The sequence below is a fragment of the Thermoactinomyces sp. CICC 10735 genome (genome assembly GCF_016055175.1).
In the GTDB taxonomy this organism is placed as follows: domain Bacteria; phylum Bacillota; class Bacilli; order Thermoactinomycetales; family Thermoactinomycetaceae; genus Thermoactinomyces; species Thermoactinomyces vulgaris.
In genome coordinates this window covers 1-14,814 of record NZ_JAECVT010000007.1, presented here as the reverse complement: position 1 = coordinate 14,814, position 14,814 = coordinate 1, and the positions used below count along the sequence as shown (strand labels likewise).

The window sequence follows — 14,814 nt, the reverse complement described above, 5'->3', positions numbered from 1 at the left end:
TTTGGGATTGGAGTGAGAAAGCATGTTTAACAAAGTGTTAGCCGGCTTGGGTGTCGGAGCCGCCAAGGTGGACACCCGGCTTGAAAAATCAACGTACCGCCAAGGAGAAATGATTAAAGGGGAAATATTTATTCAAGGCGGGCAAACGGAACAACGAATTGATGAAATCTATTTGTACCTGATTGTCCGGTATCATCATGAAGGAAAAGATCAAAAGCATGTCATCAGCCAGTTTCGGATCACGGACACATTTGAAATCGGAGAAAGGGAGAGCAAAGTGATTCCGTTTGAAATTGAAATGCCGTTGGATGCCCCGATTTCAACCGGAGGGTGCCCCATCTATTTAAAAACCGGACTGGATATCAAAATGGCGATCGACCCGAAAGATACCGACGGCATCGAAGTTCTTCCCCATCCGTTGGTGGACAAAGTGCTGCATGCGGCGGAAAATGTCGGATTTCGGTTGACCAGTGTCGACTATGCGTTTGACAAATTTTATTCCCGCCATCCTTTTGTGCAGGAATATCGCATGACGCCAATGGGCAAGTATGAAGAGTATTTTGATGACATCAGCATGGTTTTTTATCCCGATCATGATTCGTTGGATGTCATCATGACTTTGGACCGCAAAGCCATTGATTTGATGAGTTCGATGGAAGAAGCGCTGAATCTGGATGAGCGGCTGATGAGATTTACGGTGACAAGAGAAGAGCTGGAAGATAAAGAGAACCCGTTTGAGGAAAGATTCACCGAAATCGTGGAGCAGTATATTTAACGGGCAAATCCCCGGATTCCTGTGGATAAGGCGTTCCACCATGAAGTGGAATGCCTTTTTCAGTTGGTTTCTTCTTTTTTCTGATTGATGAAATCCACATAATGGCTGAATATCGCTTCCACGATCATGAAAAAGGAAGCAAAGGTATCCAGATGAATTCCGTTATGGATGGAAATGGTCGAGCTTCTGGCATACAAATGATACGGAGTCATTTTGGCCAGCCGGTTATTGACCAGATTCGTGACGGAAACAAAAGGAACGCCTTTGGCCACCAAGGTTTGTACGGCGGGAAAGATGGACGGGGTGTCTCCCGATAAAGAAAAAATAAAGACCAGGTCGTTTTTTGTCATATCCTTGACGACGATTTCAAATTCAGAGTGAGAGGGAATCACATTCATATACTTTTGAAGAGGCAGAAACATCCGGTGCAGTTCCAATGCACAATTCCGCTGGGCATTTCCCGTGCCAAAAACAAATAATTTCTGCGCCTCATCGATTAATCTGCAAATGTCCGAAAAGTCCTTGGTCTGTATATATTTCATGGTCTCGCGAAAGTCTTCTTCCAGAATTTCAATACTGCTTTTATTTTTCACTGTTTTATCCTGGTTCTGCCATTTCAAAAAAATGCGAAATTCACTGTAACCGGTAAAGCCCAGCTTTTGTGCCAGACGCAAGATGGAAGAGCGGGACACATTGCACCGGTCGGCCAGATGATTAATCCCCAATTGATAGCACGTGTCTTTGTGATTCATAATGTATCTCAAAATGTGTAAATCGGTTTCATTGAGCTTGTTGTAATGTTCATTGATAAGTTCTTCTAATGTCAAATGATTCTCCTCCCTGCACCAAGAGAATTCCTTTATAAAAATTAAAACAAAAAGTGCAAAGAGGTACAAGCTCTTTGCACTTTCCGTCCGTATGGTGTACGGATCCCTGTTTATAAATCTTCACGCACGACGACATCCTCTTTGTGCAGTTTTGGCCAATAATCTTTGTTTGCCTCAATCAAGTCATCCAGGATGGCTTTGGCCACTTTGGCGCTGGGAACGGTTTTGGATAAGGTGAGGGCTTGCCACAATTTTTGATAAGAGCGGGTGATCCAGGCTTCGACCACGAGTTTTTCAACGGAAACTTGCTGTTCCATCAATCCTTTTTGGAATTGCGGGATTTCTCCGATGGCGATGCGTTCGGGCCCGTTGCTTCCCACGATACAGGGAATTTCCACCATGGCGGTCGGATCGAAATTGGAGATGGCCCCTTGGTTTTCAACAATCAACAACATCCGCTCTTGTGTGTTGAATGCGATGGCGCGTGCCAGATCCACGATATAGGAAGCGTGTTCGTCAACATGCAGTTTGGAACCTTGGGTTGATTGGTTTTCGATGATTTTTTGGCACTCACCGAACACAAATTTTTCCCGGCCCTCCATGACTTCATTGGCCCGCGTGTATTCCGGGTTGGAATGTTCAAACACATAATCCGGGTAAAAATAATATTTCAAATACGTATTCGGCAGGGTGTCCGGATCCAGTGCGTAGACATCGCGGGCTTTTAAAAAGGTGTCGCTCCAGCTTGCGTCGGCATCATCTTTGGGGACGGTGTAACCGTGTTTTCGGACATGTTCTTTCAGTTTGGGTATCAAATCGTTCCCGTTTTGATCACGGATATCCGTCCACCAGCCGAAATGATTCAATCCGTAATAACGGACCTTCATTTCCTTGCGGCTTTTAAGTCCCAGAATTTGAGCCATGCGGTTTTCAATGCCGATGGGCATGTCGCAGATGTTGAGCACTTTGGAATCCGGTCTCAGGCGCCGGGTGGCCTCGGCGACAATGGCCGCCGGATTGGAGTAGTTTAACATCCATGCATCGGGAGAGTATTTTTCCATGTAGTCGATCAATTCTAAGACTCCCCCGATGGAGCGCATGCCGTAGGCAATTCCTCCGGGGCCGCATGTTTCTTGACCAAATACGCCATGTTTCAACGGGATTTTTTCGTCCAGTTCCCGCATCGCATATTTTCCAACCCGAATGTGTGCCATGACGAAGTCGACGTCGGTGAATGCTGCTTCCGGATCGGTGGTGGCCAAAAACTCGATTCCCGGCGCTTTTTCTTTCAGGATGATTTTGCAGGCTTCGGCAATCGTCGACTGGCGGGCTGCATCATTATCGTAAAGTTTTAATTTCTGAATCGGAAATTGATTCAAATTTTCAAGAAGCATCAAGACAATTCCCGGTGTAAAGGTGCTGCCTCCTCCGGCAATGACAATGGAGAATTTTTTCATTTTGCTGATTCCTCCTTATTTTCGTGACCGCTTACAACTCAGTTATAACAACCTGGTGACGAGAGAACAACAGATCGGGCGGATGCTGTTCATAATCACACATCTTGTTATTTTTCACGTGAGTATGGAAATTTTCCCGCCACCATTTTATGCATTTTCCCGGTTTGGATGATTCAACAGGTTCTCAAACTGTTCCCGGATCTGCGGGGAAGACAAACCGACGATGACCTGGATGGCTTTTCCGTTTTTAACGACCCCGTGGGCCCCGGCGGAGAGGAATTGTTTGTCCGGTGCCGTTTTGGTTTCATCATGCACAGTGACGCGCAATCTTGTGGCGCAGTTGGTCACTTCCGCAATATTGTCCGGCCCGCCCAATGCTTCCAAAAACCGGGTGGCTTTTTCCGCATAATCATTTTTCTTTTGCTTGGCCGCTTGTTTTTCTTGGAAATCTTTTTTGGTGTACAGTTTGGTTTCCTGTTCTTCGTCATCTTCACGGCCCGGCGTTTTCACATCCAGTTTCAAAATCAAATAGCGGAACAGGAAGAAATAGATTGCCGTAAAGATCAAGCCGACTACGATTTGAGCCAAATAAGTGGCGCTGTGGTATTTAAACAGCGGAATCCAGTTTTGGATGGCCACTTCAAGCAATCCGCCCCCCATATTTCCGGAAACCCCGAGGGAGTATATGATGGTGGACATGGTTGCCGCCAGGAGGGCATGAATCAGGAAGAGAACCGGCGCAACGAACAAAAAGGTGAATTCAATTGGTTCCGTGATTCCGGCGATCACAGAAGTGAGTGTTGCCGCGATCAACATCCCGGAGATGATTTTTTTCTTAGAGGATTTGGCCGTGACATACATGGCCAGTGCAATGCCTGTAATTCCGAATATTTTTGAAAGTCCGTGCAAAGCAAAACCGCCTTCCGGGAACATTTCCTTTAATGATTGCGAATTGGTGGCAAATTCGCTCAAATGTTCCACCCAATATTTTACGATTCCGCCGTCCACCACGGCCGGACCGAAGACGAAAGGACCGTAAATAAAGTGGTGCAATCCGGTCGGGATCAAAATCCGCTCAAGAAATGTATATAACCAGACGCCCAAGGCCCCTGACGAAGCAAGGAACCCTTGCATGGAAGCGATGCCTTTTTGAATGACCGGCCAACCCCAGGATGTGAGGAGTGCCAAAGGCAGCATGATAAAAAAACTGAGGATGACGACATAGGAGGTCCCTTGAAAAATCCCCAAAAAATCAGGCAACTTTTTATCGAAATAACGGTTATGAAGATAAACGACGATAGCAGAAATAAGGATGGCTCCAATGATATTGGTGTCTAACGTTTTAATGCCGGCGATTTCCGTCAGTCCGCTCACTCCGCCCGCTTCTTGTTCAAAATCAACGCCAAATTGGGGTCCCCAAATCGTCAAAATGGCATTGATAAAATAGTTAAAGGTCAGATAAGAGATCAAAGAAGCCAAAACGGCTCTGGCTTGGGCCTTTTTGGCCAGGCCGATCGGGAGGCCCACTGCGAACAGCAAAGGCATTTGTTTGAACACCGCCCAGCCGCCTGCTTCGATCACGGTCCAAAATTTGTACCAAAAGCTATCGGGATGTGCAAGGGCATTCATAATATCCTGATTTTTCAGCAGGGTGGTCAGCCCGACCATGATCCCGGCAAAGGGGAATAACAGAACGGGTACAAACATGGCTGCCCCGAAGCGCTGGAACTTTTGCAGCATGGAAATCACTCCTTTTTTTAATTTACATAGCATGTTTTTCTGAGATTTTTGTTATCTTTTAATTGAGATGCGAACAAATTGTTAACGCTTACAAATAAAATATCTTATAATTCACGTTCCAACAATTGTTTTTGCTCATTTTGAAACAGAATCACTTTTTTTGTACATTTTCACACTGCATAAAAACTTTCCCATAAAAAAACTCCATGGCTGGCTTGCGCCTGTACCATAGAATTTTTTTACGAAACCATGCCGGAGGAGATGTGAAAACCGGACCAAACCAAAAACAAACCGAGGAAAAGGCTGGAGAGGAGATAAGCCCAAAATTTCCCCTTTCGCTTTTGTTGCCGGAGCCTCTCCGCTTCATATGAAAAAGTGGAAAAGGTGGTGTAACCGCCGAGAAAACCCGCTACAAACGGACGGTTTGCCATCATCCAGGCGACCGGCAACCGGTCATGAACCCATCCCAAATAAAGCCCCATGATGAAACAACCAGTCATATTGACAAGAAATGTTCCGAGCGGAAATTTCCCATCCCGGGCGGGAAACGCCTCCGTGACCAGCCAACGGCATATGGCTCCGATTCCCCCGCCCAAAGCAATCCACATCATTTCCAACCGGCTTTCCCCCTTTGGGCCAGCCAAACCCCCAGGCGGCAAAAAGCAGGCCGCCCGTGGCGGTGACGACGATATAAAAAAGGGATAAAAGCGGAGGCAAGAGATGGGTTTCCACGCACAGTGTTGAAAAAGTGGTGTATGCTCCCAAAAGTCCGGTGCCCAATCCTTTTTGCCAAACAGGAGAAAAAGCGGTTTTCGTTTGTTCATTCAACCAGGCCAACCCGAGACAGCCTGTCCAATTGGCGATCAAGGTTCCGAACGGAAAAACGGGGTCATTAAAAGCCTGCGCCACCCCAAAGCGGAGCAAGGTTCCGACGGCACCGCCGATCCCGACAGCAATGATCATTCTCATACCGGCAGCTCCTTCGCTTTTTTTGGTTTAAGATTAGATCAAATTGCAACTGCCGGCAACATTATGAAGAAGATTCCGCCGGTTCCTGTTTTTCTTCTTCGTCTTCCACCACGATTTGGGAAGCGTGGTTGTCTACCATTTTTTCAATGATTTCTCCCACACCGGCATCTTCTCCGTTGGCGGTCAGTCCGATATTTAAAGTCCCGCTTAACGTTTGGACATGCAATTCGTGGATTTTATATTCCATTTTTTCGATGTGCACGGGTTTCAGTTGCTCTAGGTCCTCTTTCAGTTGATGGTTTTCTTGTTGCAGGCGCCGGATTTCTTGTTCCAAATCTTTTAGCCGTTGATCTATCCAATCAAGCGGATGCTGGTACATGCGAACCATTCCCCCGGATTCTTTTTATCCTTGTTCCATTATATGATGAGGGTCTCTTAATTCATGCCCTCCTTGTGACAAGACGGGCCCGCATCGAATAAAATATGGGCATCATACCAATGTACCGGCAAAAGGAGAGATGATGGGTGAAAAATACTTTCCGCAAAATGCCCTGGCATGAGCTGGCCCGTCAATTTTTGGGGGAGGACTTTTTTGAAGACATGCAAACGGCGGCCCGTCAAGATGAACCTGCAGCCGATGTTTATCACGGGGAAAATGAAGTGATTGTGGTGGTCAATTTGCCCGGACTGGAAAACGTTCATGCTTTGGATTTGAAATTGGAAGGAAACAATTTGATCATTCAAGGGGATTATCCGTCTCCGTATGAGGGGTATCAAACCATCTTCTCAGAAAGAAAAAAAGGCATGTTTCAAAAGGTGATTCCTTTACAGGCATCGGTATCCAAAAGATACACGCATGCCAGATACCGCCGGGGGGTTTTGGAAATCCGTTTTCCGAAGAAGCCAAGGCAGACCCGATCCCTGCAAATATGACACCATGAGGAGGGGAAAGCGTGGGGACCATCAATAACATTCTGAACATCAAAATCAACAATATAAGTAACTCAGGTTCAGTCAATTTTGGAAACACGATCAATGTGGGGAATGACAGCTTGACCAAATCGTTGGGAGGATCTTCACCGATTGGCGATTTTCCAAAGAATTTGGATTTTGAGCGGAATGTATATTTTGATCCCGATCAATTTGATCAAAACGATTGAGGTGGTTTTCTTGTTGAAAGTGTGTATTCAATCCATTCGGATTTATACGGTGGGAGATGCTGGATCGTTTAACGTGGGAACAACTTTAAATATCATTTCAAAAAAGGGAGGAGGGGAAGAAGCTCCGCAACAGGTAGAAACGCCCACACCGGAGCCGACACCTCCGACCACCATGTCTGCCTGAACTGTGGTTTGTATTTTTCTCGTTTGCGGACCGTCAGGAGAAAAAGAATTCTTTCGGGATGCTTGAACCATCGGGCAAATCCCGGTCGGACAAGCAAGAGGGAACGGATTTTTGAACGAATTCTTTTTCCTCAAGCGGAAGGAGGTTGGGATTCTCTCGCAGGGCCCATTAGCAAAAGCTGTTTTCTTCGCTGGTCATCCGTGGTCACCATCGTGATGGTTGTGAAGTGATCAGGAATTATTTTTATTATAAATCCAATCGTGTTTATTACGATTAATTCATTTCCGTAACCTTACGGTAAGGGCTGAACGTTTCTTCTCCTTCTGAGAAGTGTTAAAATATGTTTACCGTTTTCGGAAGCATTCAGGAGGTGGATTCCTATGGTCAAAGAAGGAGATCATGCCATTGACTTTACGCTTGAAGCCACAAACGGGGAAACCGTGACTTTATCTGATTTCAAAGGCAAAAATGTGGTTCTGTTTTTTTACCCCAAGGATCAGACACCGGGCTGTACCAGGGAAGCTTGCGACTTTCGGGATGCCTATCAGGAATTTTCGGATCTCAACACCGTGATTTTGGGAATCAGCAAAGATTCCATTGCTTCCCATCAAAAGTTCGTTGAAAAGCAGAATTTGCCTTTCCTTTTGTTGAGTGACCCGGAGGGAGAGGTTTGTGAAAAATACGGAGTGATCAAAGATAAAAACATGTTTGGAAGAAAGTACAAGGGAATTGAACGATCCACATTTGTGATTGATAAAGAGGGGAAGATTGCCAAAGCTTACCGGAAAGTGAAGGTTGCAGATCATGTGCAGGAAGTTCTGCAGTTTGTCAAAGAAAACTTACAGTAGGACGGTAAGAAGGGTTTCCCGGTGAAACCCTTCTGATCAATTGTTTTGGTGGTTTCATTGATTTTTGCCGTTGGACGGACGGAGGTGGAACATGGATTTCCATACATATGATTGGCCGGACTATTATGACTGGACTTCAACGGGGCTGGATCATGACATCACTTACTACACCGAACTGGCCAAACAACAGGGCGGTCCCGTTTTGGAATTGGGCTGCGGAACCGGCCGGTGCACCCTTGCGATTGCGCGGGAAGGAATCCCCGTCGTCGGGTTGGATTTGAGCGAACCGATGTTAAAAAGGGCCGAAAAAAAGGCTAAAGAGATGAATTTGGACGGGGAAACCGAGTGGGTACACGGCAATATGGCGGACTTCCGTCTGGACCGGAAGTTCCCCCTGATCATCATTCCTTACCGGTCTTTTTTGCATCTGTTGACGGTGCGGGATCAGGTCAATGCGTTGAAATGCATTCGTCATCATTTGACGGATGATGGGATTTTGGCCTTTAATGTTTTTGTCCCGTTCATCAAGCATTTATATGAAATGGATAATCAGTATGCCTACAGAGGAACGTTTCCTGTGCCGGGGACGGAAGAAACGGTTGAGCTTTATGACTTTACTGAATTTGATCATTTTTCCCAGCTGGCTCATGTCATTCGTTATTTTGAGCACTACAGCCCGTCCGGCCGGCTCATGGAGCGGATCCGGACCACCTTTCGCTTAAGGTACATTTATCCGTCGGAACTGAATCATTTGCTCACTTTCTGCGGATTTAAAGTGGTCCGGCGGTATGGGAACTTTCGTTATCAGCCTTTTGACAACCGGAGCCAGGAATTGATCATCGAAGCAGTCAAACGCAAATAGACAAGAAAGAGGGAGTGTTTTGAAACCGAAACCGAAACGAGTCCAAACAGGGAAGATCCTGGAGCTTTTGGAGCAGATGTACCCGGACGCTCATTGTGAACTCAATTTCAAAAATCCGTTCGAACTTTTGATTGCCACGATTCTGTCTGCGCAATCCACGGACAAACAAGTGAATAAAATCACCAAACCCCTGTTTGCCAAGTTTCCGACCCCGTATGATTTCATCACATTGACTGAGGAAGAGTTGGCTGAACACATTCGCGGGATCGGGCTGTTCCGGAATAAAAGCAAAAATATCCTGCAAACTTGCAGGATTCTGGTTGAAGAATATGAAGGGGAAGTTCCGCAACAGAGAGAGAAGCTGGAAGCATTGCCGGGGGTCGGCCGCAAAACGGCCAATGTGGTGCTTTCCAATGCTTTTGGTGTCCCGGCCTTGGCAGTGGACACGCATGTGCACCGGGTGGCCAATCGTTTGGCATTGGCAGACAGCAAGACCCCGCTTGAAACCGAACGCCAATTAACGCGAAAAATTCCCCGCAACCAGTGGAGTGATACCCATCACCGCCTGATCTGGCACGGCCGTCGTTGTTGCACGGCCCGGAATCCCAAATGTGATATTTGTGATTTACTTCCTTATTGCTGGTATGGAAAAAACCGGGGAGATGTTCCGGAAAAGAAATGACCCCCCGGTATAAAAAAACAGGCATGAATTGCCGCCGGCCGGGCATCATGCCTTTGGTGAAAGGTTCAAGTGTTTGCTTGTTCCTTTTTTTCTTGTTTTTGGCTGATCCGCTCGTGGACAAATCCGAGGTAAAGTGCACCCAAAGCGACGATGAAATTAAAGATTTCGGTGGTAAGAGTAATGTTTACAAGGCCGAAGAGTTGGTCGCTGAATAAACCGTAAACGGCCAGCAAACCATAAAGGATACCAAAGACTCTCATGGCAAGCCGGTCCCAATTTTCTTTCAGACTCGCCCCCAAATAGATCAGACCGCTCAACAAGTGAATGAGATTGTGCGTGAGCGTCAATTGGAGGGACTCATTGGATGACAGGAAGAAACCGGCGATCCCAATCAGTGTGAGAACTCCTCCGTAAATTTGCGACCATAATTTCAACATGGAATTCACTCACTTTCTTTTTTTGTTTTTTGGTGGAAATATATGATCTTTTTTTCCGGAACATGCTCATTTGAGGGAAGAATGTGAACCGGCGGGGGGGATTCAAGAGAAAGTGCGGGCGCTGAAACCGCATTGACAAGAAGGCAAAACAAGAAGTAGACTAATTATATATATTATTAAATTAGAATCGTTCCTTTTTGCTGCGAACATATTAGAGAGGTGGAAATAGATGAGTAACAGCCGACTAGAGAAGGCTGTTGAAACCCTGAAAGAGAATGGTGTGCGTATGACGCCGCAACGCCATGCGATTCTCAATTACCTTTATTCAACCATGGGACATCCAACAGCTGATGAGATTTACAAGTCATTGGAAGGCACTTTTCCCAATATGAGTGTTGCCACGGTTTATAATAATTTGCGGTTGTTTAAAGATGCCGGCTTGGTTCGTGAATTGACGTACGGAGATTCTTCCAGCCGTTTTGATGCCAATATGATGGATCATTATCATGTGATTTGCCGGAAATGCGGCAAAATCACGGATTTTGACCACATGCCTCTTCTTGAGATTGAAAGAAAAGCGGCGGAAATCACCAACTATCAGGTTCACACCCACCGCTTGGAAATATACGGAATTTGTCCGGATTGCCAAATGAAATCGAAACAGTAAACACCCTGCCCCGTTTGGAAGCAGGGTTTTTTTAGGGGCTGAAACCAGCCATCGGCTCTTAGTGGACGGCGGTCGGCAAAACGGCTTTTTGGGGATCCAGTTCCACCTTGCGGCGAAGATTGTGCAACGTGCCATCGGCATCCATTTCCGCGTGATCCCCGGTGCTGATCCATCCGTTGGTATAAACGTTGGTGTCTGATAAGGGGATCTTGTAATAACCCGAAATGACTTGCGGGATTTTAATCATCAATTCCCCGTCGGCTTGAATGCGGAGTTCGATCCCCGGGAGGGGTTTCCCCGCCGTTTTCGGTTGCGGGCAGGACAGGTTGGTTGCGGAAATGACTGAAGCGCATTCGGTTAGGTAATACGATTCTACCACCGGCAGATTGATGCACCAGAAAAAGCGATGAACTTTTTCATTCAAAGGAGCCCCTCCGGATAGAATAAACCGGACCCGTCCGCCCAATTGCTTTTGAAGAGGCGCAAACAAGAGGGTTTGTGATATGGAATGATGCAGTTGCAAAGATGAAGGGACGGACCAGTTGTATCCTTTTCTTTTCAATCCGTATATTTTCTCTGCTTGTCGCAGGGCGTGTTGAAATAAATATTTTTTTGCCGGAGACGATTGGATCTGTTTATTCAAATACTCATAGATGGTGTGCACCAAAACCGGCGACAAAGAGAACAGCGTCGGTTTGATCCGTTTGCTGGCTTTCACCCAGTTGGCATCCCTGGCGATGTAAGTGATCTCCGCTCCTGTTGCCAGCGGGGCCAGGTACCCGGCAATCCGCTCGAAAGGATGGGACAGGGATAACACCGACAGCAGATGGTCGTGTTTTGTATATGGGATCACGTACAGAAAACTCTGGAGATTATTCAGAATATTCCCGTGTGAAAGTAGAACCCCTTTTTCGGTTTTCGTTTTGTCATTCGGGTAATAAATAATCGCGACATCCGAAGGCTGGATGGAGGGATAGGCCCATTCCTGCTCTTCGTTTGCAATCGATTGGCCGATTTGGATAATGGTTTCAAATTGCAAAGCTCCAAGAGATCCATCGGCTTTTCCGTTTAGCAAAATGGAATGTTGCAGCAGGTTGGATGCACCTTTTACCTTTTCCAGCAATTCATACCGATCCGTAATGATCCCTGTCGCATCGGCGTGTCTCAAAATTTTTCGGATCTGATCGGGATGCCGGTTGGGATGAATCGGCACGCTTGTGGCTCCCAAGCTTAAAACGGCAAATTCACAGATCACCCAGCGGGGGTGATTTTCTGCGATGATAGCAATCTTTGCGCCAGAGCGGATTCCGATTTTTTCCAAACCGAACGCAAAATCCCGGATCATGTTCCAAAGGCGTTGATAACTCAATTTATGTAACTCATCATTTTCTTCCCAAGAGAGTGCCGTTCGTTCCGGAAACCGTTTGACGGTTCGCGACAACATTTCCAGAAGATTATGTGATTTCACGTGTTTTGCCTCCTTTTCTTTCAATACATACATAGTCCGGATCGGATGCATATCATCGGAGGACTTTACGCATAGTTGTTCGAGAAAACTCGGTGGAATCCTTTTTTTGTAAGAAAAAAGAAAAAACCAACAAATCGTTGGTTTGGATTAGAAAGAATCTTCTTTTTCCAAAACATACTTCAGGCGTCTTTTTTGTTGTTCCGGGGTGGGGACCGGACAAGTTTGCTTTTTCCGGTTCCAGCGATGGCGGTTTCTTGCCGCAACCCGGTAGACCGCATCGCGCAAGGGGCGTGGAATGAGGAAAAACAGCCTGGTGAAGACTGAAAAACGGGGTAATCTCTGTAATATGCGAAGAACCGCCGTGGACCGGATGAAATAACGCCCTTGTTCAATGAGAATGACCGAGTCAAGCGCAGAAAAAGGGACTCCAAGGTGTCGGGAAAGCCATTCGCTTTCTTCGGATTGCAAGGAGGCAAACCGAAAATAACCTTGGGAATCCCGTTGAATGATCCACCGCACCCATCCGTCGCAGAAGGAGCAGTCCCCGTCAAACAAAATGATCCCGTAATGCTTCAGGGAAGACGGAAGAAGGTTTTTATGGTTCACTTTTCCATGCTCCCGTCGGGTGACCCGGAAAGTGCTTCCGCCGGAGCATCTTTCGGATCCAGGGACAAGATGGCTTTACAGTGCATGCATTCGTCTTTTTTGCCCAAAATTTTGGTCGGTTTGTTGCAGGAAGGGCAAACGACCTGCACCGAGTGTGTGGAAAGAATGCCGACCCAAAAGTAGATCCCCACACTGGCCAAAACGAAAATCATACCGAGGACAAAAAACAAGACCATCAAGCTTTCAAAGAAGAAACCCAGGTACATGACCCCGACTCCGACAAAGATCAAAAGCATGGCAAAAGTGCGTATTTTATTCAGTTTCCCGGACAGCAGCATGATGCTCCTCCTTCAAGTTGAAATCAGCTAGATTTTATCATGAACCGATTTTTTGTACAATGTAACAGCGGTTGATGGGACCGGCGGAATAATGATTGCATGAAATGTGAGGGGGACGGAAATGTCAGACAGAAAAAAAGTGACCGTGGCCATGTTGATTGCCACGTTTTTGTCAGCGATTGAAGTGACGGTGGTCAGCACGGCGATCCCGCGTATTGCCAGCGATTTGGGGGGGATTCAATATATCAGTTGGGTATTTGCCGCCTATTTGCTGGCATCGACGGTGACCATTCCGATCTTCGGGAAGCTTGCGGATCTGTTCGGGCGTAAGCGGGTTTTTATGTTCGGGGGAATTGTGTTTTTGATTGGTTCCATGCTGTCGGGAACCGCCGGTTCCATGACTTGGCTGATCTGGTTCCGGGCGGTGCAAGGAGTCGGGGCCGGTGCGCTGAATCCGACCACGTTTACCATTATCGGGGATCTTTACCCGTATGAGCAGCGGGCCAAAGTGCAGGGGTTATTCAGTTCGGTTTGGGGATTGGCCGGGTTGGTCGGCCCTTTGATCGGAGGTTTTTTGGTTGATTATGTTTCCTGGCGGTGGATTTTTTATATCAATTTGCCCTTCGGGTTGCTTGCCATGTTGATGGTGATGTTGTTCTTAAAGGAGGAAGGGGAAATAAAGGAAAAGCCGGAAGTGGATTACTTGGGCGCTTTGACTTTTTTCATTGCAGTCACTTCTTTGTTGTTTGTGCTTTCGGTCGGGGGAACGGAAGTCTCTTGGACCACTCCTTATTTGCAGGGACTTGCGGCTGCAGGGGGGATCGGTTTTATCCTGTTTTTTTGGATTGAGACCAAGGCTCGCGAACCGATGCTTCCGCTCCGCTTGTTCCAGATCCCGTCCATCTTGGTGGCGAATGTCATTTCCTTTTTGGCCAGTTCGATTTTGATTGCTTTAAATGTATATACACCTTTATGGGTGCAAGGGGTGATCGGTTACGGTGCCGCCGGGTCGGGAATGGTTTTGTTGCCCATGTCGCTTGCCTGGATGTCGGGGGCGTTTGTTGGCGGACGGTTGATGTTGAAAACGGGCCCCCGCCTGACAGCGTTTTTCGGCATGCTATTTATATTGGCGGGATGTCTGGCTTTGGGCAACATTGATATTCACACCCCGGGTTGGATCTTGCCGGTTGTCATGTTGGCGAACGGATTCGGCTTCGGTTTTGTGATAACGGTTTGCACGGTGATTGTCCAATCCTCTGTAAAATGGAACCTGCGCGCAACGGCCACCGCGTCCAACACCTTTTTGCGCTCACTTGGACAAACGGTGGGGGTTACGGTGTTTGGAGCGCTGTTTAACCTGTCATTGCAAAATAATGCATGGAATCAAAAAATGCAGATCCCGGTTTCCGAAATCAACCGCCTGCTGGATGCACACGGATTGTCCGCGGTTCCGAAAGGGCTTTTGTCGGGTTTGCGCGAAACATTGGCACTGGGCATGCATCATATTTTTTTAATTTTAATCGGAATTGCGGTGGTCAACCTGGGCTTGACGTTGGCTTTGCCGGCAGGAAAGCCGGATGTTCAGGCAAGGACAGTGAGTGATCGGGCATAGAAGGAGACGACTGTCTCCTTCTTCTGTTCATTGGGAATAAAATTTTTTAAAAAAGTGTTGACTTGTGTCGGGGAAGATGATAATATCATATTTGTCGCCGCGAGAGAGCGGCACAAACAAAGTGAAATGAAGTGTTCCTTGAAAACTGAAGAGTGAAGACATGACTCGTTAATTCTTGAGAG

Annotated in this window: 19 protein-coding genes; 9 read left to right on the top strand and 10 right to left on the bottom strand. The window is 46.9% G+C overall.

What is annotated here, in order from left to right:
- Positions 1-22: 22 nt before the first annotated feature.
- Positions 23-775: a sporulation protein gene (locus I8U23_RS12920; RefSeq protein WP_049719603.1), complete on the top strand. Its 753-nt coding sequence runs from the start codon at positions 23-25 to the stop codon at positions 773-775.
- 59 nt (positions 776-834) lie between these two features.
- On the opposite strand, the gene I8U23_RS12915 is transcribed toward I8U23_RS12920, so the two are convergent.
- The 6 genes from I8U23_RS12915 to gerPC all read right to left on the bottom strand — a co-directional run bounded on the left by I8U23_RS12915 (position 835) and on the right by gerPC (position 6,147).
- Positions 835-1,602 carry a MurR/RpiR family transcriptional regulator gene (locus tag I8U23_RS12915; protein ID WP_049719604.1) on the bottom strand — a complete coding sequence of 256 codons (768 nt, stop codon included), beginning with the start codon at positions 1,600-1,602 and terminating at the stop codon, positions 835-837.
- 110 nt (positions 1,603-1,712) lie between these two features.
- Complete coding sequence (locus tag I8U23_RS12910) at positions 1,713-3,059, bottom strand: 6-phospho-alpha-glucosidase (protein ID WP_037996264.1); 1,347 nt, start codon at positions 3,057-3,059, stop codon at positions 1,713-1,715.
- 147 nt (positions 3,060-3,206) lie between these two features.
- A complete protein-coding gene (locus tag I8U23_RS12905) occupies positions 3,207-4,799 on the bottom strand; it encodes an alpha-glucoside-specific PTS transporter subunit IIBC (RefSeq protein ID WP_198051116.1) in 1,593 nt (530 codons plus the stop codon).
- A 239-nt stretch (positions 4,800-5,038) separates the two neighbouring features.
- On the bottom strand, positions 5,039-5,362 hold the full coding sequence (locus I8U23_RS12900; protein ID WP_232335546.1) for a FluC/FEX family fluoride channel: 324 nt from the start codon (positions 5,360-5,362) through the stop codon (positions 5,039-5,041).
- Entirely contained in the window at positions 5,253-5,768 is a 516-nt protein-coding gene (locus I8U23_RS13495; protein ID WP_049719607.1) for a fluoride efflux transporter FluC, read from the bottom strand. The genes I8U23_RS12900 and I8U23_RS13495 overlap by 110 nt, the downstream gene beginning before the upstream one ends.
- 61 nt (positions 5,769-5,829) lie before the next feature.
- Positions 5,830-6,147, bottom strand: a complete 318-nt coding sequence (gene gerPC / locus I8U23_RS12890; RefSeq protein WP_049719608.1) for a spore germination protein GerPC — start codon at positions 6,145-6,147, stop codon at positions 5,830-5,832.
- A gap of 146 nt (positions 6,148-6,293) precedes the next feature.
- Between gerPC and I8U23_RS12885 the strand changes: the two genes are divergently transcribed.
- The 6 genes from I8U23_RS12885 (at position 6,294) to nth (ending at position 9,504) form a co-directional block, all read left to right on the top strand.
- Positions 6,294-6,701 (top strand): Hsp20/alpha crystallin family protein, encoded by a 408-nt coding sequence (locus tag I8U23_RS12885; protein WP_049719609.1) that lies wholly within the window; start codon positions 6,294-6,296, stop codon positions 6,699-6,701.
- 20 nt (positions 6,702-6,721) lie between these two features.
- Positions 6,722-6,928, top strand: a complete 207-nt coding sequence (locus tag I8U23_RS12880; protein WP_082240704.1) for a spore germination protein — start codon at positions 6,722-6,724, stop codon at positions 6,926-6,928.
- Positions 6,852-7,112: a hypothetical protein gene (locus I8U23_RS12875; protein WP_037996256.1), complete on the top strand. Its 261-nt coding sequence runs from the start codon at positions 6,852-6,854 to the stop codon at positions 7,110-7,112. Before I8U23_RS12880 ends, I8U23_RS12875 begins: the two co-directional genes overlap by 77 nt.
- 380 nt (positions 7,113-7,492) lie before the next feature.
- A complete protein-coding gene (gene bcp / locus I8U23_RS12870; protein ID WP_037996254.1) occupies positions 7,493-7,960 on the top strand; it encodes a thioredoxin-dependent thiol peroxidase in 468 nt (155 codons plus the stop codon).
- A gap of 91 nt (positions 7,961-8,051) precedes the next feature.
- Positions 8,052-8,822: a class I SAM-dependent methyltransferase gene (locus I8U23_RS12865; protein WP_037996253.1), complete on the top strand. Its 771-nt coding sequence runs from the start codon at positions 8,052-8,054 to the stop codon at positions 8,820-8,822.
- Positions 8,823-8,841: 19 nt separating this feature from the next.
- Positions 8,842-9,504: an endonuclease III gene (nth, locus tag I8U23_RS12860; RefSeq protein WP_037996252.1), complete on the top strand. Its 663-nt coding sequence runs from the start codon at positions 8,842-8,844 to the stop codon at positions 9,502-9,504.
- A gap of 65 nt (positions 9,505-9,569) precedes the next feature.
- Here the strand turns inward: nth and I8U23_RS12855 are convergent, their stop codons facing one another.
- Positions 9,570-9,941 carry a DUF4383 domain-containing protein gene (locus I8U23_RS12855; RefSeq protein ID WP_049719610.1) on the bottom strand — a complete coding sequence of 124 codons (372 nt, stop codon included), beginning with the start codon at positions 9,939-9,941 and terminating at the stop codon, positions 9,570-9,572.
- 229 nt (positions 9,942-10,170) lie between these two features.
- On the opposite strand from I8U23_RS12855, the gene I8U23_RS12850 reads away from it, so the two are divergent.
- Entirely contained in the window at positions 10,171-10,608 is a 438-nt protein-coding gene (locus tag I8U23_RS12850) for a Fur family transcriptional regulator (RefSeq protein WP_037996248.1), read from the top strand.
- A 58-nt stretch (positions 10,609-10,666) separates the two neighbouring features.
- Here I8U23_RS12850 and I8U23_RS12845 read toward each other — a convergent pair whose 3' ends face one another.
- From I8U23_RS12845 to I8U23_RS12835, 3 genes are all read right to left on the bottom strand, one after another.
- A complete protein-coding gene (locus I8U23_RS12845) occupies positions 10,667-12,076 on the bottom strand; it encodes an AMP-binding protein (RefSeq protein WP_049719611.1) in 1,410 nt (469 codons plus the stop codon).
- A gap of 147 nt (positions 12,077-12,223) precedes the next feature.
- Entirely contained in the window at positions 12,224-12,682 is a 459-nt protein-coding gene (locus tag I8U23_RS12840) for a thiol-disulfide oxidoreductase DCC family protein (protein WP_049719612.1), read from the bottom strand.
- Positions 12,679-13,020, bottom strand: a complete 342-nt coding sequence (locus tag I8U23_RS12835) for a DUF2614 family zinc ribbon-containing protein (RefSeq protein ID WP_049719613.1) — start codon at positions 13,018-13,020, stop codon at positions 12,679-12,681. Before I8U23_RS12835 ends, I8U23_RS12840 begins: the two co-directional genes overlap by 4 nt.
- Positions 13,021-13,141: 121 nt before the next feature.
- Between I8U23_RS12835 and I8U23_RS12830 the strand changes: the two genes are divergently transcribed.
- Positions 13,142-14,632, top strand: a complete 1,491-nt coding sequence (locus I8U23_RS12830) for an MDR family MFS transporter (protein ID WP_198051115.1) — start codon at positions 13,142-13,144, stop codon at positions 14,630-14,632.
- Positions 14,633-14,814 lie beyond the last annotated feature (182 nt).

What these genes read in the sequence shown, in the direction of transcription:
- I8U23_RS12830 (WP_198051115.1), top strand. Translation starts at nt 13,142, where the DNA reads ATGTCAGACAGAAAAAAAGTGACCGTGGCCATGTTGATTGCCACGTTT.
- I8U23_RS12865 (WP_037996253.1), top strand. Translation starts at nt 8,052, where the DNA reads ATGGATTTCCATACATATGATTGGCCGGACTATTATGACTGGACTTCA.
- I8U23_RS12835 (WP_049719613.1), bottom strand. Translation starts at nt 13,020, where the DNA reads ATGCTGCTGTCCGGGAAACTGAATAAAATACGCACTTTTGCCATGCTT.
- I8U23_RS12905 (WP_198051116.1), bottom strand. Translation starts at nt 4,799, where the DNA reads ATGCTGCAAAAGTTCCAGCGCTTCGGGGCAGCCATGTTTGTACCCGTT.
- I8U23_RS12920 (WP_049719603.1), top strand. Translation starts at nt 23, where the DNA reads ATGTTTAACAAAGTGTTAGCCGGCTTGGGTGTCGGAGCCGCCAAGGTG.
- I8U23_RS13495 (WP_049719607.1), bottom strand. Translation starts at nt 5,768, where the DNA reads ATGAGAATGATCATTGCTGTCGGGATCGGCGGTGCCGTCGGAACCTTG.
- I8U23_RS12850 (WP_037996248.1), top strand. Translation starts at nt 10,171, where the DNA reads ATGAGTAACAGCCGACTAGAGAAGGCTGTTGAAACCCTGAAAGAGAAT.
- gerPC (WP_049719608.1), bottom strand. Translation starts at nt 6,147, where the DNA reads ATGTACCAGCATCCGCTTGATTGGATAGATCAACGGCTAAAAGATTTG.
- I8U23_RS12910 (WP_037996264.1), bottom strand. Translation starts at nt 3,059, where the DNA reads ATGAAAAAATTCTCCATTGTCATTGCCGGAGGAGGCAGCACCTTTACA.
- bcp (WP_037996254.1), top strand. Translation starts at nt 7,493, where the DNA reads ATGGTCAAAGAAGGAGATCATGCCATTGACTTTACGCTTGAAGCCACA.
- I8U23_RS12855 (WP_049719610.1), bottom strand. Translation starts at nt 9,941, where the DNA reads ATGTTGAAATTATGGTCGCAAATTTACGGAGGAGTTCTCACACTGATT.